Genomic DNA, 16,902 nt, shown 5'->3' on the forward strand with positions numbered 1-16,902 from the left:
CTGATGCAGCGCTTCATCATCAGGTGGCGGGTGTGGCTCACACATCGCCTGACCGGTGACTGGCTCGACGGGGACGCCTACTACCGGTCGCGGTTCATCGATGCGCCCATCGACAACGCGGACCAGCGCATCCAGCAGGACATCGACATATTCACCACGGGGACCGGACCGGAAACGAACACGCCGACCGTCAGCACTGCCCAGACTTTGCTATTCGGAACGGTTTTCGCGATCGTTTCGGTGGTCGAGTTCACCCCGATCCTATGGAACCTGTCCGGCCCGCTGCCCATTTTCGGACTCACAATTCCCAAGGCACTGTTTTGGATTGCGTTGCTGTTCGTGGCTGCCACAACGGTGATCGCGTTCTGGATCGGTCGCCCGCTGATCCGGCTTTCCTTCCGCAACGAGTCAACCAACGCCGCATTCCGCTATGCGCTGGTGCGGTTGCGCGACGCCGGCGAGGCCATCGGCCTGTATCGCGGCGAGCGTGCCGAACGCAGTGAGCTGATGGCCAGGTTCGCGGCGATCATCGCCAATTACCGGGCGTTCGTCCGACGGAACATCGCGTTCCTCGGCTGGAACAGGTCGATGAACGACATCGTCGATCCACTGCCGACGATCATCCAGGCGCCGCGACTGTTCGCCGGTCAGATTCAGTTCGGCGACGTCACGCAATCGGCGAGCGCCTTCAACCAGTTGCAGGGTTCCCTGTCGTTCTTCCGTTCCGTCTACGACGCGTTCGCCAGCTATCGCGCCGCCATCATCCGTCTGCACGGCTTGGTCGTCGCGAACGAAGACGCAAGGGAGCTACCGTCTTTGACCGCGGAGCCGAGTACCGATGGCTCGATCCAACTCGACAAGGTCGAGGTTCGAACGCCTGCTGGGGTACGCCTGATCGACCCGATCGATGTGCGGCTCGACGCGGGCCAGTCACTGGTGATCTCCGGCGTGTCGGGCAGCGGTAAGACCACCCTGCTGCGCAGCCTGGCGCAGCTGTGGCCGTTCACGTCGGGGACGTTGCGCCGCCCGCAGGACGACACCATGTTCTTATCCCAGCTGCCCTACATGTCCCTGGGGAATCTGCGCAGGGCTGTGTCCTACCCCGACGATGAAGGCGGCTACTCCGACGACGAGATCCGGTCGGCCCTGGAAACGGTCGCCCTCGGGCATCTGGGCGGCCGACTGGACGAGGTGAACGACTGGGCGAAGGTGCTGTCGCCCGGCGAGCAGCAGCGCGTCGCGTTCGCCCGGGTGCTGCTGAAGAAGCCGAAGGCCGTGTTCCTCGACGAGGCCACCTCGGCCATCGACGAAGGCCAGGAGTTCGCGCTGTACCGCGCGCTGCGTGACCGGCTGCCGGACTGCATCGTGGTCAGCGTCAGCCACCGCCCGACCCTCGACCAGCACCACGACCGGCGGCTCGAACTGCTCGGCGGCGGCCCGTGGCGGCTTGAACCGGTCGGCTGATTGGCTGCGTTAACCTCATCTCAGCCGTCATATCGGTGAGGGGATCCTGTGCCGCAGACACAGTACGCACGCAGTGGCGAAATCCATATCGCGTATCAGGTCATGGGCGATGGACCTGCCGACCTTGTCTTCATACCCGGCTGGGTTTCGCATCTCGAGCTCGAAATGGAGATGGTGCTGCCGCGTCGCTTCTATGAAGCGCTGGCGTCGTTCACCAGGCTGATTCGGTTCGACAAGCGCGGCACGGGCATGTCGGATCGCGTTATGGGGGCGATGTCTCTGAACGAGAGAATCGACGACATTCGTGCGGTGCTTGACTCCGCCGGCGTCGAGCGCGCGTCGCTACTCGGATTCTCCGAGGGCGGCACGATGGCAGCTGTGTTCGCAGCCCGCCACCCCGACCGCGTTGAGAAGCTGGTGCTGCTCGGCAGTCATGCAGGCAAAGTATCGGGCAGTGCGGACTTCCTGTGCGGCTATGAGGTCGAGGCGAGAATCCGCTGGATCACCGAGGTGGTCGAAACCCGATGGGGTACAGGTGATTCGCTCGAGCACCTTGCTCCTTCGTTATGGAGACATCGACAATCGGATCGAGCACGTGCGGCGCAGGCGCGCTTCGAGCGGACAGCTGCCACACCAGGGGCCGCACTGGCGCACCTGCGCTTCAATCTCGGCAATGACGCGCGTTCGGTCATGCCGGATGTGAGCGCTCCGACACTTGTGCTCCACCGGGCCGGTGACCATTTCGTCCCACTCTGCAACGGCGAGCACCTCGCGTCGGCGATTCCCGACGCGCATTTGATAGTTGTGGATGGCGACGATCACCTCCCCTATGTCGGTGACGTGGCGGCCGTAGTCGAGGAAATCGAGCGGTTCCTTGTTGGCACGACAAGCCACGCCGAATCGCTGCGCGGCCACAGGCGCGCCGCGAGCGACCCGCTGACTCTGCTCACCGTGGCGGAACTGCGCGTCGCCGAATGCGTTGCTCAGGGGATGGCGAACCCGGCGATCGCCGACGCCTTGCACCTCTCCAGGCACACGGTCGAGTCGCACCTCAAGCGGATCTACACGAAGTTCGGAGTTACGCGCCTCCAGCTTGCCAGCGTCGTGTCGAAGTCGGTGAACGGCTGAGGTTGGCCGAGTTCGGGGATGTGGCCGGGGGCGCTCCTGGAAATACTCAAAGCATGACCATCCACACCACCATTCCCATCGAGGGCTATCTCCTACTCGAGCCTGACGGCGGCGAGCGACTGCGCTTTCTTGGCAACAGCCACATGCGACTGAAGATTGACGGCACCGACACGGGTGACGCTCTGTCGTTCTACGAGTATGTCTCAGAACCCGGCGTCATCGGACCTCCTCAACACATCCACCACGGTCATGACGAAACGTTTTACATCGTCGACGGCACATACGAATTCACCTTCGGCACCGAACAAGTGACCGCCGGACCGGGTGCCTTCTTGTTCGTTCCGCGAGGGCGGCCGCATACCTTCCGAAACGCCGGCACCGGGTCAGGGCGCTTCGTCGGGACGTTCGCGCCCGCCCGGTTCGCCGAATATTTCCGCGAGCTGGCGGACATCATCGAACGCACGGGTGCGCCTCCCGAACGCGAGCAGTGGGCCGAACTGTACGGACGCTACGACACCAAGTTCTTCGACGGCGGCTAGCTCTGCGACGCCGCGTGGGTCCCGGCGCGGCGGCCGAAGAAGGAACCTTCGCCAAGCTGGGTGCCGCTGGCATACCCCTTGCCGTCCTGGGCGATGGTGGAGGCGCAGGCGCCTGCGGCGTACAGACCGGGTATCACGTTACCGTCCTCTGTGAGCACTTGGCCGTCGACGGTGACGGCGAGGCCGCCCATGGTGAACCCCGAATACATCGCCCGACCCAGCGACAGATCGAACGCCGCCCACGGTCCTTTCGTCTGCGGGGCAACGTATTCCGGTTGTTTGTGGAAGTCCGGATCCTGGCCGTGTACCGCGTGTTCGTTGTACCGTTCGAGGGTCTCGACCAGGTTGCCTTCGGGAATCTCCAGCGCGGCTTCCATCTCATCGACGGTCTCCCACCCGTCGATGAACTTGATCAGCGGCATCTCCGGCATCTGCATATGGTCCTCGTCGACGATGAGGTAGGCGATCTGGTCGGGCTGCTCGAGTACGAATGCCGAGGTGCGGGAGTGGTAGGAGTCCTCGGCGACGAACCGCTTGCCGTCCCTGTTGACGATGATTCCTGTGAGCAGGATCTCCGGTGGGTAGGCCGCAGCGGTGATGAACATCTGGTCCAAGTTCTTGGCCACTCCGCCGGCGGACACACCCATTCGGATGCCGAGCCCGTCGTCGTTCGGGTTGCCGAGGATGTAGGGCTCCACGACGCCGTGATGTTTGGTGCGCCGCTTCTGACCCAGCGCAGGGGTGTGCTCGGCGACCATCTCCGGGTTCATCGCGAACCCGCCCGCTGCGACGATGACCGACTTGGCTTTGATGGCACCGGTTTCGGTGAAGTGCTTCCAGCGCACACCCACCACGGCGCCGTCCTCCACGATCAGGTTCGTAGCGCCGGTCTCGTAGCGGATCTGCACGCCGAGTTCGTCGGCGCGCTTCACCAGCAGATCGATGACCATGGCGGCACCGCCGAGCTCGCCGGGCACGGGAACCGAGTGGCCGCGCGGCGCGGGCTTGGCCTTCTCGGTAAACGGAAAAACCTTCTCGTTGCCCGTGTAGGACAGCCCTTCGGTGCCGGGCGGCACGACGACTTTGCCGGGGTAGAAGCTGCGCTCGAATTGAAAACCCAACTCCTCCAACCAGTTGAAGTGCTCGACGCTGCCGTCGCAGTAAGCCCGGATTTTTTCGTGGTCCGGCTCGGGGGAAACGGCGACCAGGTAGGAGTACATCTCTTCGGGACTGTCGTCGTGTCCCGTCGCCTTCTGCACGGCGGTGCCGCCGCCGAGGTAGAAGTGGCCACCAGCCATCGCGCTCGTGCCGCCTGCGGCAGCAGCCTTCTCCAGCACCAGAACCCGCGCCCCATCGGCCGCGGCGGCGACAGCAGCGGATCCGCCCGAGATGCCGAAGCCGATCACCACGACGTCCACCTCGTCGGACCAACTCGGCACATCGGCGGCCTCGACGGTATCCGGGATCTCAGTACTCACTGCTGCTGCTCCTGCTTCACATAGTCGAAGAACGCCCGGATCTCGGACGGGATGTGCGCGATCTCGATATAGGGCACCCCTGCCGCCTCCGCGGTGACGTAGGCGAACTCCATGCCGCCCGGCATGACGCCACGCTGCAGTACCTCTGCGGTGCCGACCGCCGCGTCGACGTCGTCGACCTCCACACAGATGTGGTGCAGTCCGGGGCCTGCCCGGTCGAGGAACTCGGTGTAGACGCTCTCGCCCGAAACCGGGAAGATCAGCTCGAGCTGGGTGTCGCCGGCGTAACTGAACGAGATGCTGGCGACGAAATCGGCCGGTTGCCCGCGGTACGTGCACGAGTCGGGGCCGAAGTGCACGTCCGGCACGCGAATCCACTTGCTGGCGCCCAACAACGTGGTCAGGGCCTCTTCGGTGGCGGTGAGATCCGTCGTCACCCACGCGATCTGGACAGGTGTCTGGGCATGCATCGAAACGAGGATATCGCCGCCGTGCCTCGCTGGCTAGAACGTGTTCTAGTTTTCCCCCAGGTAGGCCGCCAGGCAGCGATCCGCGGCGGACTTCGCCCATGCCGGGTCGGCCCCAGCGGCTACGTTGGCGTTGCGCCAAGCTTCACCGGAACGCGTCATGAACCGGCGGCCGTCCTGGGACGCCATCCATTCCTGACCGGTCGATGGGTCGACGGCCTCGCCGGTCGACAGATGGATGGTCAGACCGACCAGTGCGCCGTCGTAGCCCATCCCGACTGCGCCAGGCCCGAATTGCTCCCAGCGGTCGTCGACATGCGAGATGTGTGCGAGCTCGAACCGAGACCGGTCTGGCCCTTCGGCGGCGATCCGCACCTCGATCCAGCTGACGTCGCCGCCGTATTCCCACGTCGCGGTGAATTCGCGCGGCGGGTCGCAGGTCAGGATCGTCCCGTTGGCATTGCCCTCGAGCGCATAGTGGCCGCCGACGCGAAGGTCGCCGGTGATAGGCAGGAACCACCGACGGATACGGTCGATGTCGGTGCAGGCGTCCCAGAGATCTGCCGCATTGGTGGCGTATGACTGGCTGATCGTGACGACACGGGCCTCACCCGCCTCCAGCGTTCGGTCACCCACAGTGCGCCGCACGGCGTTGATCTGCTTTTCGACGTCGATCATGGTGTGCTCCTACGTCTTTGTCGCTTCCCGCGCGCGACTTCGGTGCCAAGTGCATCGAGGTGTGGCGTCCAAAATCGGCGGAACCCGGCGAGCCATTCATCGACATCGCGCAACGCCTGCCCGTCGACGGCATAGAGCCGACGCTGGCCATCCGGGCGCACTGAGGTGAACCCGTTGTCCCGCAACACTTTCAAGTGTTGGGATACCGCGGGCTGGCTAATGTCGAACTCGCCATGGATGGTCGCTCCGATGGCGCCCGCCGCCAATTCGCCATCTGCCAGAAGTTCGAGAATGCGCCTACGGACCGGATCACCCAGTACGTCGAATGCATGCACCATCCGACACTAAAAGCTGGCGCTTATATAAGTCAAGCGTGAATCAACACCGGTTCAGCCGGGTGCGATGTTCCCCGAGGCGGACTGCACGACGTCCTCGCGCGCCTGCTGGCTGGCTGTCTGCCAGGACACCGCGGCCGGGTAATTACCCCAGGTGCTGTTGAACATCCCGACGATCGCCGCGCGGCCGTCGGGTGTGACGACGTAGACCGGGCCACCGGAGTCACCCTTCTGGCTGACCACGCCGTTCGCCATCGTGAACCAGCCGTTGTTGACGGATTCGATGTTGCCGCAGCTCTCTCCCGTGATGACACCGAAGTGACAGACCCCGAGGCCAGGTGTCGGCACGATGCCCGCATCGGAGACCAGGACGCGTCCACCGGGCAGGACGTCGTTGATCTCGACGTCTGGTGCCAGACTGATGGCCTCCCAGTCGGAGATCATGTGATCGGTGGCCACCGTGGCCCCGTCGGGGGTGTTGTCCCGGAACACTGCCAGGGCACCGATCGGGTAGCCCACCCTGTCCACCACCGGCCCGTCACCGCGGCAGTGACCCGCGGTGAACGCCGTGCGTGCGCCCGGATCGACGAATCCGAGTGTGCACACGTTGGAACCCTGGTGGATCTCCATTCCCGGGTAGACGAGGACGCCGGGAGTGGCATGTGCCGGCGCCGCTGGCATGGTCAGCGCAAAGATCGGCGCGATCGCCGCCACGGCCAGTGAGCGCAACCATTGTCGGCGCAACGTCATCTCCGATTCCTTGGGGTCAGTGGGCCCCTACCCTACCGGCGCGCGGGCACACAGCAAGGCAGCCCGGGCTAAGCGCCCAGGCTGCCCGCGTCGTCGTCAGCTACGGAATGGTCAACACCTGTCCGGGATGTATGAGGTCAGGGTTGCTGATCCCACTGGCGTCGGCGATGCGCTGATACTTGCTGCCGTCGCCGTAGAAGCGCTCCGCGATGGCCCACAACGTGTCGCCGGAAACCACTGTGTGGGTGCGAGGTGCGGGTGGCGGAGGCGGTGGTGGCGGAGGCGGCGGTGGTGGCGGGGCCGGAGCCTCGGCAGGCGGCAGCGGCTCTTCGACAGCGGCGGGTGCGACTTCGGGCGCCGCCTCGGGTGCCGCGGCGTCACCAACCATTGGCGGTGGTGGTGGCGAAACCTCGTCGGTGTTGGTGCCCGACGCCCATGCGACGCCGTCGAATCCGTACACCACGACGTTGCGGTCGTCCTGCAAGATGAGACGCACATCCTTGGCGCCCTCGGTGTCGGTGTGCCAGATGGGTTTGTCCGACGTGTAGAGCACGACATTGCCGTCCTTCTGCACTTCGAGGCGCTGAGCGTCCTGACCGTTGGTGCCGGTCGACCACACCGCATCACTACCCGAGTACAGCACCAGGTTGCCGTCGTCCTGCAGGGTCAGCGTGTAGGCCCCGTTCCTCGACGTCAGCGATTGCCCACGTTCGAGCTTCTCGCCTATGGCGAGCCTGTCAGTCACGTGATTGTCCCTTTCTGAAGGCGACATCCCGCCGTGTCGGCCAGACGTCTATTCCCCGAACCCCGCGCCGGTGAGCTTACTGATCTGGGTTGGGCACGTGGGCGGTTCGGATCGCGCCCATCCAAACGGCATGTGAACGATCAGTGCACGTTCAGGAATCGAAGCCGAGCCCGAGTCCATCGAGCGTGCGGAGCAACAGATTGCGCCGCCCGGCAGAGTGGTCGGCGCGGTCGAGTGACCATCGGGTCGCCTGGATTCCGATGCTGGCCAACGGCTCAGGCGGGAAAGGCAACGGGCGCTTGCGCACCATCTCCAGTTCGGTGCGCGCTGTCGGCCGACCGTCGAGCAGGTCGAGGCAGACATCGGCGGCGAAGCGCGCCGCGCCGACACCCAGCCCGGTGAAGCCGTTGGCGTAAGTCACCCGGCCGCCGTGCGCCAGGCCCCAATGCGCACAGAACCGGGTGTTGGTGTCGATCGCGCCGGCCCAGCGGTGGCTGAACCGGACGTCATCGAGTTGGGGGAAGGTGATGAAGAAATGCGCTGCGAGCCGACGATAGCTGGCGGGCCTGTCCTCGTAGGCGGGCTTCACCATGCGACCGAACTTGTAGACGGCGTCGTAGCCGCCCCACACGATGCGGTTGTCGGCGCTGAGCCGGTAATAGTGAAACTGGTTGGCGGAGTCGCCGATTCCCTGACGGTTCGCCCAACCGATGCGGTCGAGTTGGGCATCGGTGAGTGGCTCGGTGGCCAGCACGTAGTCATACACCGGCACTGTCTGCAGCCGGTTGCGCATGATCAGGCTCGGAAAGACGTTCGTGGCAAGCACCGCGCGATCGGCGGTGACTGTCCCGTGGCCCGCCGCGAACCGGACGGCCGGACCTGAGCTGTCGATCGACGTGACGTTCGTCTTCTCGAAGATTGCCACGCCTGCCTCGACGCAGGCGCGGGCGAGTTCGATCGCAAGCTTGCCAGGATGGACGATGGCCAAGGTGTCGGGGCTGAACAGTCCCGCCAGGTATGTCGGCGACGCCACCTCGGCGCGCACCTCGTCCTGTGCCATGAACCGGCCCTCGCCGTCGTCGGCCGCCTCCCGCAGCCAGGCCACCTGATGTGCTTCGGTGGCCACGGCGAGCATCCCGGTGCGCTGCCATTCAACGTCGAGGCCGAGCCGCATGATGTCGTCCTGCATGCCATCGAGGTTCTCCCGGCCCATCTCCTCGAGCGTCTCGATTTCGTTGGGCCAGCGAGCCTTTCCGTTCGCCCGGCCGTGGGTCAGGCTGGCGTCGACGAAGCCGCCGTTACGCCCCGATGCCGCCCATCCGACCCGGCCGGCATCGACCACGACGATCTTCTGGCCCGGATTGCGCTGTGCGGCATGCAATGCCGTCCACAGACCGGTATAGCCTGCGCCGACCACCAGCAGGTCCGCGGTGACCGAATCCGAAAGGGCGTCGTAGGAGGTCCGCGGTATGTCCAGCCACACCGAATGAAACGAGCTCGCCGAAAGAGACCGTTCGACGAGCCCTGGATCGACGTGGGAATCGAACACCGTCTTCACACCGCGACACTACGGGGTGGGTGCGGCCCGCGCCGCTGAATCGATTGCGGGCGCCGCGATGATTAGTGCCGTGCTGCTTCTCATTTCCGGCGCCAGTTGCGCGGGCAAGACGTCGGTCCGGACGGCGATCGCAGCCAAACTCCAGTCTGCCGTGACGGCTGTCGAGCTGCGCCAACTCGGTGCGGTACCCGATCCCCCGACGACTGGATGCGGCAACACGCCCGCGACCCCAGGCATATGCCGCACGTGCTGAGCACCGGCAATTGGTCGGATATGCGATGGGCACGTCTGACGAGCATGCCTGCCGACGAATGGCGGATCGGCATCATCGACGGCTCGGATATGACCAGGGCCGAAGCGAATCGGGCTGCGCTGCAGTGGGTCATGGACGCCATAGCGGGTCGGGCACCGGTGTTCCGACGCAGCGCTACTTAGACGCGGTGACCGGCGCCGGGATGTCGGGCTGCACCGACTGTCGTGGCTGCCAGCCGGGCGGGCCGAAGACGAAGCCGAGCCGGTCTCGCCACCGACGCGCGGCGCGGAGGTCCCGCGCGATCGCGACGTATTCGTGGGTCTGCAGCTTCCAGATGTTGTAAGTGTCCACCTGTTTGGTCAGGCCGTAGTGCGGTCGGAACTCTTCGGCCTGGAAGCTGCGGAACATCCGATCCCAGATGATCAGGATGCCGCCGTAGTTCCTGTCGAGGTAGATCTCGTCCATGCCGTGATGCACCCGGTGGTGCGACGGTGTGTTGAAGACGAATTCGATTGGCCGCCAGAGCTTGCCGATCCGCTCGGTGTGGATCCAGTATTGGTAGATCAGGTTGATGGAGAAGCTGGCGAACACCATCCAGGGCGGCACGCCGAACAGCGGAAGCAGGGCGCGCAGGAAGACGTCGCCGCTGATGTTCCACTTCTGCCTTACCGCAGTCGCCAGGTTGAAGTACTGGCTGGAATGGTGCGCCTGGTGCGTCGCCCAGAAGATGCGGACGCGATGGGCCATCCGGTGATACCAGTAGTACAAGAAGTCCACGCCGACGATGGCGATCACCCACGTGTACCAAGCGTTGTCAGGCAGATGCCATGGCGCGACGTAGACGTACAGCGCGGCATAGCCGAACAGCGCAATCCCGTTCATCACCGCACTGGTGCCGACCGAGACCACGCCCATCCAGATGCTGGCCCATGCGTCGGGTCTCAGGTAGGCGCCCGAGGCTGGAGGCTCGTCCTCGGAGTGGGCGAGCTTGCGCGCGGCGGCCCACTCGATGATCAGGAGGACCAGAAAGAACGGAACGGCGAAAGTCACGGGGTCGTGCATCAGCGGCGGCAGCACGTGCTCCCACGCCTTCACCCAGTCCACAGCGACACCTCCGGGGAGATTCTAGCGAGGCCGGTTCCGGCTACCGGAAGTTGAGCACCTGGGTGCCCCAGGTGGCGCGGATATGCGTATCGATGTCGCCGGCGACGTCGTCCTGCCGGTCGATCAGCAGGCACGCGCGGTCGGGTTCGGTGTAGGGCGGCCACTCGGGCTCACCGGGCAGGCCGGTCGGCTCGCCGTGGCAGGCGAAGTTCAGCCAGCGGGTCCTGATGCGCTCCGACACCACCGCCCCGGTCTTGAGGCCGCCCAGCTTGAATGTCGGATCCTTCGGGCCGGTAACGAGGTTGCCCCAGACGAAGGGCAACTCGGTGGCGTGCGCGGCGGCGATGCGCAGTAGCTTGAGCATCGGGGTGGCGAAGTCGAACCGGTACAGATAAACGGGTGCGACGGCGCTGTGTCCTTCGGCCAGCCACACCGAGGGCATCCGGAACCCGACGTCGCGGGCGACACCCATCCCGCGGGCCTTCCCGCGCAGGCCGGCGTAGGCCGTTCCGATCTTGTCCTCGGTGGGCAGTTCCAGCATCGGCTGCTCGGCGGCGATCTCGGTGAACATCGCGTTGATCGCCTCCGGCGTAATGGGCATCAGCGGCGACTTCATCCACTTGAACAATGCCGCTTCGTGCTTGTTGGTGCCGATGATCAACGGGACGGGATGGCTGCGACCCTCGCGGGCGAGCTTCACCGGATAGTCGGGCACGATGTCGCCGTCGACGATCGGCGCGAACGCCAGCGTGCCGGGGTTGCGCACGGGCACGTCGTAGAAGACGTCGGTGGCGGCCGCGACGATGACGTCGGTGGGAACGTCGGGCAGTCGGTCGACGTCAGATGCCGTCATGCCCAGCTTGTCCAGGACCAGGCGGGTGATGCCGTGGGCCCGGGTGACGTCGTAAACCGATGTGGCGGGCGAGCTTTGCGCGATCGCGGCCGAGAAAAGACCCTCGGCCGCCGGGCTGGTGAGCAGCGTGGTGATGATGCCCGCGCCAGCCGATTCGCCGAACAGCGTGACACGGTCGGGGTCTCCGCCGAACGCGGCGATGTTGTCCTGCACCCAGCGCAGCGCCGCAAGCACGTCACGTAGACCGAGATTGGAGTCGAACCGGCGCCGCGGAGTGTCAAATTCGGTCAGGTCCAGGAATCCCAGTCCGCCGACCCGATAGTTCACGGTGACGACGACCGCTTCGCCGCCGGCGGTCAGCGCCCGCCCGTCGTACAGTGGCTGGCTCGCCGAGCCGATGATGTACGCCCCGCCGTGCACCCAGACCATCACCGGCTTCCCGTCGCCCGCCGCGGTGTCGGAGGACGCCCAGACGTTGAGGGTCAGGCAGTCCTCGCCTTGGGGCGCTCCGAGGTCGATCGGGATCCTGGGGTCGACCGGCTGCGGACAGACCGGGCCGTATCTGGTGGCGTCGGCGACGGCGGTCCAGCTGCGCGGTGGCTCGGGTGCCCGCCACCTCAGGTCGCCGACCGGCGGCGCGGCGTATCGCACGCCCTTCCACGCGGTGACTCGCCCGTCATCGAAGCCCTGGACGGGTCCGTTCGAGGTTTCTACCAGGGTGTTGTCGCGTGCCATCAGTCGACAGGCTACCCGGCCGACGGCCATTGACACGGCATGGGCGACACGGAATGGTATATCCAAGACTGCGAATGTAACATTCATACCAAAGGACGGTCAAATGAACGCTCTTCGTCGCTGGATGGTCGATGAGTTCGAAAAGGGTGCCGGTCGCCACGACGATCCAGCGGTCTACGGTGGCCCGCCGGGTGACCCCGGGCTGATCGGGCCCGGCAGCATGTCGTGGGAGATCAACGCCGATCTCGCCTCGGTGGCGCAGGCCGGATTGCCCGCGATCGTGCTCGAGATCCTGCACCCCTCGGTCATCGCGGGAGTCCAGGACCTGTCGAACTATCAGCAGGACCCCTTTGCGCGGGCCCGTGCCACCCTCGGCTATGTACTGGCCACTACCTTCGGCAACACGGAGGCCGCCACCGCCGTGATCGACCGCGTCAAGCATGTGCATTCGTTCGTCAACGGCACCCGCCCGGACGGTGTCCCCTACCGCGCGCTCGACCCGGAACTCATCGCATGGGTGCACACATGCATTCCGTGGATGATCCTGCGGGTCTTCGAAGAGACGAAAAGACCGCTGTCGCAACGGGAAAAGGATCGCTACCTCACGGAGCAGGCGGTGATCGGCCGGATGGGCGGCGCCGAATGGGTGCCCGAGACGGCAGCCGAACTCGGCGAGTATGTGGAGGAGATGCGTCCGCGTCTCTCGGTCAACGCGCAGACCCGGCAGTTCATCGACTTTCTGATGACATCGCCGTTCTTCCCCGACCTCCCCGAGCGGGTCGATCGGCAATTGCACAGGTTCACCATTTACGCGGGCATGAGCAGGGCGCCGAAGTGGGCGCAGGAGCTCATCGGCTACGACCGGCCGTCGATGGCGACAAGGGCATTGGCCGGGCCGATGCTGCGCCTCGATGCACAACGGTTGCGCTGGGCGCTCGGCGTTCCGCGCTATCTGCAACTGGCTCAGCAGCGCGCGGCAGGTGCGGTGCGGCCGAGAGTTGGCACGTCGTGATCGATGCCCAGCTCATCGAGGTCGTCGGTGGGGCAAGCGCAGGCGGACGGGTCGACGAGGCGGCCGACAGGACAAGCCAGCGCATCCTCGATGCCGCGCTGACCGAGGCGGCAGCCGTTGGGCTGCAACGTATTACGGTCGAGGATGTGGTTCGCCGCGCCGGTGTCGCGCGGATGACGGCATATCGCCGGTACCCGCGCCGGGACGATCTGGTTGAGGCTCTGGTGCGCCGCGAGACACAGCGCTTTCTCGGCGCCGTCGCCGACGCGATCGAACGCGTCGAGGACCCGCAGGAGGGCGTCGCGGAGGCCTTCATCGCCGCGGTCTCGTTCGCGCGCGAGCATCCGATCCTGCGCAGGGCCGCCCAGAGCGAACCCTCCCCGATCGCCGACTCCGTCGGCCTTGTGACGATGGGCTCGGCGTTCATCGCCAACTACATCCACGGCGAGGCGACCGGCCGGCCGTCACAGCGGGTGCGTTGGGTGGCAGACGTGTTCGCGCGGCTGTTCTTCACCTATCTCTCGATGCCGCCCCCCGACCCCGATTTCGGCGACGACGCCGAACTCCGGCGATTCGCCCACGAGGTCCTGACGCCGATGGTGGAGCGCGCCGTCGGTTAGCTTGTAGGCGTGCGGAAATGGGTGCTGCTCGGCACGGCGATCGTCGTCGAGGTGGCGGCCACTCTGTCTCTGCGTGCCTCCCAAGACCATTCGGCTTGGCTGATCGCGGTCGTGGCGGGTTACACCGGTGCCTTCGTGTTGCTCACGTTGGTGCTTCGCACCGGTCTATCCATCGGGGTCGCCTACGGAATCTGGGGGGCGCTGGGCACCGTCGGCACCGCTGTGCTGGCCGCCGCCATCTTCGGTGACCCGTTCACCTGGCCCATCGCCGTTGGCATCGGGCTGATCATCGCCGGAGTACTGCTCGTCGAATTGGGATCTAGGCACAAGGTGGCGCCGTGATGTGGGCCGCGCTTGCGGGCGCCATCGGATTCGAAGTGCTCGCCACGATCGCGCTGCGGGCATCGGAAGGTTTTCGCAAGCGGATCTGGATCTTCCCCGTCACGGTTGGATACCTGGTGTCGTTCTACCTTCTGTGGCTGACGCTGACGCTGGGCATGCACGTCGGCATCGCATACGGCATCTGGACCGCGTGCGGCGTGGCACTGGTCGCGGTCGCCGCGAGGCTCCTCTTCCGCGAACCGCTGACCTGGTTGATGGGGTTGGGCATCGCGTTGATCGTGGCGGGGGTGCTGACTATCGAGATGGCGGGCGCCGCGGGTTGAGGGCAACGGCGAGCGCCATCGCGGCGACACCCGCGATCGGCACCGCCAGCAGCCCGACCCGAAGGCTCGTCGCATCGGCGACCAACCCGACGAGCGGGGGCGACGAGACCGACCCGACGCGCAGCAACCACGACACCACCATCAACCCGGTACCGGCCCGAAGACCCGGCAGCTGATCCGCGGCGTGCATTGCCGCAGGCACCAGTGTGGCCACGCCGAATCCGGCGGCGGCGAACCCCGCGACGGTGCCGGGCACACTGGGAAAAGCCAGCGCCGTGCCCATTCCGACGGCGGTGATGAGTCCGCCCACCCTGGCCACCGTGCGCTCGCCGAACCGGTCGACGAGCCGGTCGCCGAACAGCCGGCCGATGAATTGGAATGCCACCATCGCGATGTAACCCAAGGCGGCGATGGCGCCGGGTGTACTGAGACTGTCCCGCAAATAGACTCCTGCCCAGGAACTTGCGGCATCTTCGACCACCGCCCCGGCGATCGCGATGAAGACCAGCGCGATGAGCGTCGCGTAGACACCGAACCCCGGCCGCCCGACAACGCCCGCCCGCGTCGACGGGTGATCGTCGGTGTCCTTGCCGCGGAGCAGAAACGGGTAGGCCGTGAGCACCACGGCGCTGAACAACACCGCCGACACCGCCAGATGTGTCGTGCGCGGGATGCCCAGCGCGATCGCGGCCGCACCCATCGCGCCGCCGAGCACCGCCCCGGCCGACCACACCGCGTGCAGGGAGTTGATGATCGAGCGGCCGTAGTTGCGTTGGAGACGCAAGGCGTGAGCGTTCTGTCCGACGTCGGTGATCGCATCGAACGCGCCGGCGATGAAGAGAGCCGCGGCAAGTGCGACGGCCGACGGTGCAAGCGAGGCGGCGAACAAGAAGACCGCGATGCCAATGCTCCCGGCGACCGCGGCGACAGCGGAGCGCAAACGCCGGATCACTGCGGCCGCCGCAGGCCCGGCGACCAGCGCGCCAGCCGAGAACGCCGCAATCGCGATGCCGTACGCCGAGTTGGACAGCGCCAGGTCGGCCTTGATCTCGGGGTAACGAGGCAACAAATTGGCGAACAGCGCGCCGTTCGTCAGGAACAACGCGGCGACCGCGACCCTGGCCCGCCGGTCACCCACCGCGACGCTGACGTCGTCGAACCGTCGGGGCGCCATGGGCACCGACGTTACCGACGAGTCGCCCACCGCCGACGCGGCGGAGTGGGACGCTGGGGCGATGCACACCCAGCCCACCGCAGAAGACCTGCTGAGCCTGTTCCCGCCGGGATCCCGAACCGATGACGACGGCACCCTCATGGTGGGCGGGTGCCGGCTCGATGACGTGGCCGGCGAGTTCGGCACCCCCGCCATCGTGGTCGCCGAGGACGCGCTGCGGAATCGCGCGCGCGACTATCTCGACGTGTTCCGTAGCCGCTGGCCGCGCGCGGACGTGGCCTTCGCGTCGAAATCGTTCCCCTGCACCGCGGTTCAGCGCGTGATGGTGCAAGAAGGTCTCCATCTCGACGTGGCGGGCGGCGGCGAGATACTCACCGCTATCAAGGCGGGTGCCGATCCGGACCGACTGGTCTTGCACGGCAACGCCAAGACCGACGAGGAGCTCGAGCTGGCGGTCAAGCACGGACTCGGGCTCGTCGTCATCGACAACTTCGACGACATCGACCGGCTGGAACGCATCGTGCCGCACGGTCGCACGCAGCGCTGCCTGGTCCGGGTCATTCCCGGTGTCGAGGCCGTCACCCACGCGTCTCAGGCGACCGGGCACGCCGGTTCCAAGTTCGGCCTGATGCCCGACGACGCCAGAGATGCGATCGCGCGGATCGGGCGAAGCGCCGTCTTGGCGCTGGACGGCGTCCATACCCATGTCGGGTCGCAGCTGCTCAACGTCGACCAGCTGGCCGCCGCCGTAGAACCGATCGCGAAGCTCGGCACATTCGACACCTACGATCTCGGCGGCGGACTCGGCGTCCGCTACACCTATGACGAGCAGTCGCCCACGCTCGACGAGTACGCCGAGGCGATGGTGGCCCAGGCACGCGCGCTTCTACCCGAGGGCAGCCGCATCATCGTCGAGCCGGGTCGCAGCATGGTCGCCACCGCCGCGTGCACGGTGTACCGCGTCACGACCATCAAGCGCGGTGTCGTCACGCATGTCGCGGTCGACGGCGGAATGGGTGACAACCTCGAGGTGTCGCTGACCGGACAGCGATTCGAGGCGACGATGGTAGGTCGGGTCGGCGGCAGCGGCGAGACGGTCAGCGTTGTGGGGCGGCACTGCGAATCCGGCGACGAACTCATCGACCAGATCGCGTTGCGCGAGCCCGCGATCGGTGATCTGCTCGCGCTGCCCGTCACGGGCGCCTACTGCTACACGATGTCCAACCAGTACAACGGGGCTCGCCGCGTGCCCGTGGTATTCGCCCGTGACGGCGAGGCCCGCCTGGTGGTGCGTCGGGACACCTGGGACGACCTGTTGAGCCGCGATGTCGGTTGAGATCGGCG

At 66.0% G+C, this 16,902-nt stretch carries 19 protein-coding genes; 9 read left to right on the forward strand and 10 right to left on the reverse strand.

Features of this window, described 5'->3' with window-relative positions; all coding sequences use genetic code 11:
* From QOJ24_RS23755 to QOJ24_RS23765, 3 genes are all read left to right on the forward strand, one after another.
* Positions 1 to 1,464 (forward strand): ABC transporter ATP-binding protein/permease (locus QOJ24_RS23755; protein WP_526265767.1); only part of this gene is annotated, 1,464 nt, incomplete at its 5' end.
* Between the two features lie 48 nt (positions 1,465 to 1,512).
* Positions 1,513 to 2,592, forward strand: coding sequence for an alpha/beta fold hydrolase (locus QOJ24_RS23760; RefSeq protein WP_526265769.1), 1,080 nt, complete (start codon positions 1,513 to 1,515; stop codon positions 2,590 to 2,592).
* 53 nt (positions 2,593 to 2,645) lie between these two features.
* Positions 2,646 to 3,131: a cupin domain-containing protein gene (locus tag QOJ24_RS23765; RefSeq protein ID WP_526265771.1), complete on the forward strand. Its 486-nt coding sequence runs from the start codon at positions 2,646 to 2,648 to the stop codon at positions 3,129 to 3,131.
* Here QOJ24_RS23765 and QOJ24_RS23770 read toward each other — a convergent pair.
* The 7 genes from QOJ24_RS23770 to QOJ24_RS23800 all read right to left on the reverse strand — a co-directional run bounded on the left by QOJ24_RS23770 (position 3,128) and on the right by QOJ24_RS23800 (position 9,142).
* Positions 3,128 to 4,609 (reverse strand): FAD-binding protein, encoded by a 1,482-nt coding sequence (locus tag QOJ24_RS23770; protein ID WP_526265773.1) that lies wholly within the window; start codon positions 4,607 to 4,609, stop codon positions 3,128 to 3,130. The two genes, QOJ24_RS23765 and QOJ24_RS23770, sit on opposite strands and share 4 nt — an antisense overlap.
* Positions 4,606 to 5,079 (reverse strand): VOC family protein, encoded by a 474-nt coding sequence (locus tag QOJ24_RS23775; RefSeq protein WP_526265775.1) that lies wholly within the window; start codon positions 5,077 to 5,079, stop codon positions 4,606 to 4,608. Before QOJ24_RS23775 ends, QOJ24_RS23770 begins: the two co-directional genes overlap by 4 nt.
* Before the next feature lie 45 nt (positions 5,080 to 5,124).
* Positions 5,125 to 5,754 carry an SRPBCC family protein gene (locus QOJ24_RS23780; protein ID WP_526265777.1) on the reverse strand — a complete coding sequence of 210 codons (630 nt, stop codon included), beginning with the start codon at positions 5,752 to 5,754 and terminating at the stop codon, positions 5,125 to 5,127.
* Positions 5,751 to 6,089 (reverse strand): ArsR/SmtB family transcription factor, encoded by a 339-nt coding sequence (locus QOJ24_RS23785; protein WP_526265779.1) that lies wholly within the window; start codon positions 6,087 to 6,089, stop codon positions 5,751 to 5,753. The genes QOJ24_RS23780 and QOJ24_RS23785 overlap by 4 nt, the downstream gene beginning before the upstream one ends.
* Before the next feature lie 54 nt (positions 6,090 to 6,143).
* Positions 6,144 to 6,839 (reverse strand): Rv1815 family serine proteinase, encoded by a 696-nt coding sequence (locus QOJ24_RS23790; protein ID WP_526265781.1) that lies wholly within the window; start codon positions 6,837 to 6,839, stop codon positions 6,144 to 6,146.
* Positions 6,840 to 6,939: 100 nt separating this feature from the next.
* Entirely contained in the window at positions 6,940 to 7,584 is a 645-nt protein-coding gene (locus QOJ24_RS23795) for a LysM peptidoglycan-binding domain-containing protein (RefSeq protein WP_526265783.1), read from the reverse strand.
* A 151-nt stretch (positions 7,585 to 7,735) separates the two neighbouring features.
* Complete coding sequence (locus tag QOJ24_RS23800) at positions 7,736 to 9,142, reverse strand: NAD(P)/FAD-dependent oxidoreductase (protein WP_526265785.1); 1,407 nt, start codon at positions 9,140 to 9,142, stop codon at positions 7,736 to 7,738.
* A gap of 237 nt (positions 9,143 to 9,379) precedes the next feature.
* Here QOJ24_RS23800 and QOJ24_RS23805 point away from each other — a divergent pair, with 237 nt between their 5' ends.
* A complete protein-coding gene (locus tag QOJ24_RS23805; RefSeq protein WP_526265787.1) occupies positions 9,380 to 9,577 on the forward strand; it encodes a hypothetical protein in 198 nt (65 codons plus the stop codon).
* Here the strand turns inward: QOJ24_RS23805 and QOJ24_RS23810 are convergent.
* Positions 9,570 to 10,457, reverse strand: coding sequence for a sterol desaturase family protein (locus QOJ24_RS23810; protein WP_526265850.1), 888 nt, complete (start codon positions 10,455 to 10,457; stop codon positions 9,570 to 9,572). The genes QOJ24_RS23805 and QOJ24_RS23810 overlap by 8 nt on opposite strands.
* An 82-nt stretch (positions 10,458 to 10,539) precedes the next feature.
* Positions 10,540 to 12,087, reverse strand: a complete 1,548-nt coding sequence (locus QOJ24_RS23815) for a carboxylesterase/lipase family protein (RefSeq protein WP_526265789.1) — start codon at positions 12,085 to 12,087, stop codon at positions 10,540 to 10,542.
* A 103-nt stretch (positions 12,088 to 12,190) separates the two neighbouring features.
* Between QOJ24_RS23815 and QOJ24_RS23820 the strand changes: the two genes are divergently transcribed.
* The 4 genes from QOJ24_RS23820 to QOJ24_RS23835 are packed head-to-tail and all read left to right on the forward strand — an operon-like array spanning position 12,191 to position 14,384.
* Complete coding sequence (locus QOJ24_RS23820) at positions 12,191 to 13,099, forward strand: oxygenase MpaB family protein (protein WP_526265791.1); 909 nt, start codon at positions 12,191 to 12,193, stop codon at positions 13,097 to 13,099.
* Positions 13,096 to 13,719: a TetR/AcrR family transcriptional regulator gene (locus QOJ24_RS23825; protein WP_526265793.1), complete on the forward strand. Its 624-nt coding sequence runs from the start codon at positions 13,096 to 13,098 to the stop codon at positions 13,717 to 13,719. Before QOJ24_RS23820 ends, QOJ24_RS23825 begins: the two co-directional genes overlap by 4 nt.
* A gap of 9 nt (positions 13,720 to 13,728) precedes the next feature.
* Positions 13,729 to 14,061 (forward strand): DMT family transporter, encoded by a 333-nt coding sequence (locus QOJ24_RS23830; protein WP_526265795.1) that lies wholly within the window; start codon positions 13,729 to 13,731, stop codon positions 14,059 to 14,061.
* On the forward strand, positions 14,061 to 14,384 hold the full coding sequence (locus tag QOJ24_RS23835; protein ID WP_526265797.1) for a DMT family transporter: 324 nt from the start codon (positions 14,061 to 14,063) through the stop codon (positions 14,382 to 14,384). The genes QOJ24_RS23830 and QOJ24_RS23835 overlap by 1 nt, the downstream gene beginning before the upstream one ends.
* Here QOJ24_RS23835 and QOJ24_RS23840 read toward each other — a convergent pair.
* Positions 14,356 to 15,558, reverse strand: a complete 1,203-nt coding sequence (locus tag QOJ24_RS23840) for an MFS transporter (protein WP_526265799.1) — start codon at positions 15,556 to 15,558, stop codon at positions 14,356 to 14,358. The two genes, QOJ24_RS23835 and QOJ24_RS23840, sit on opposite strands and share 29 nt — an antisense overlap.
* On the opposite strand from QOJ24_RS23840, the gene lysA reads away from it, so the two are divergent.
* Complete coding sequence (gene lysA / locus QOJ24_RS23845) at positions 15,557 to 16,894, forward strand: diaminopimelate decarboxylase (protein ID WP_526265801.1); 1,338 nt, start codon at positions 15,557 to 15,559, stop codon at positions 16,892 to 16,894. The genes QOJ24_RS23840 and lysA overlap by 2 nt on opposite strands.
* Positions 16,895 to 16,902 lie beyond the last annotated feature (8 nt).

This window comes from Mycobacterium sp. (assembly GCF_032159775.1).
In the GTDB taxonomy this organism is placed as follows: domain Bacteria; phylum Actinomycetota; class Actinomycetes; order Mycobacteriales; family Mycobacteriaceae; genus Mycobacterium.

Bases quoted from the DNA above. Each gene is read 5' to 3' on its own strand.
- QOJ24_RS23775 (WP_526265775.1), bottom strand. From the start codon at position 5,079: ATGCATGCCCAGACACCTGTCCAGATCGCGTGGGTGACGACGGATCTC.
- QOJ24_RS23820 (WP_526265791.1), top strand. From the start codon at position 12,191: ATGAACGCTCTTCGTCGCTGGATGGTCGATGAGTTCGAAAAGGGTGCC.
- QOJ24_RS23835 (WP_526265797.1), top strand. From the start codon at position 14,061: ATGTGGGCCGCGCTTGCGGGCGCCATCGGATTCGAAGTGCTCGCCACG.
- QOJ24_RS23805 (WP_526265787.1), top strand. From the start codon at position 9,380: ATGCCGCACGTGCTGAGCACCGGCAATTGGTCGGATATGCGATGGGCA.
- QOJ24_RS23790 (WP_526265781.1), bottom strand. From the start codon at position 6,839: ATGACGTTGCGCCGACAATGGTTGCGCTCACTGGCCGTGGCGGCGATC.
- QOJ24_RS23810 (WP_526265850.1), bottom strand. From the start codon at position 10,457: ATGCACGACCCCGTGACTTTCGCCGTTCCGTTCTTTCTGGTCCTCCTG.
- QOJ24_RS23780 (WP_526265777.1), bottom strand. From the start codon at position 5,754: ATGATCGACGTCGAAAAGCAGATCAACGCCGTGCGGCGCACTGTGGGT.
- QOJ24_RS23765 (WP_526265771.1), top strand. From the start codon at position 2,646: ATGACCATCCACACCACCATTCCCATCGAGGGCTATCTCCTACTCGAG.
- QOJ24_RS23840 (WP_526265799.1), bottom strand. From the start codon at position 15,558: ATGGCGCCCCGACGGTTCGACGACGTCAGCGTCGCGGTGGGTGACCGG.
- lysA (WP_526265801.1), top strand. From the start codon at position 15,557: ATGGGCACCGACGTTACCGACGAGTCGCCCACCGCCGACGCGGCGGAG.
- QOJ24_RS23815 (WP_526265789.1), bottom strand. From the start codon at position 12,087: ATGGCACGCGACAACACCCTGGTAGAAACCTCGAACGGACCCGTCCAG.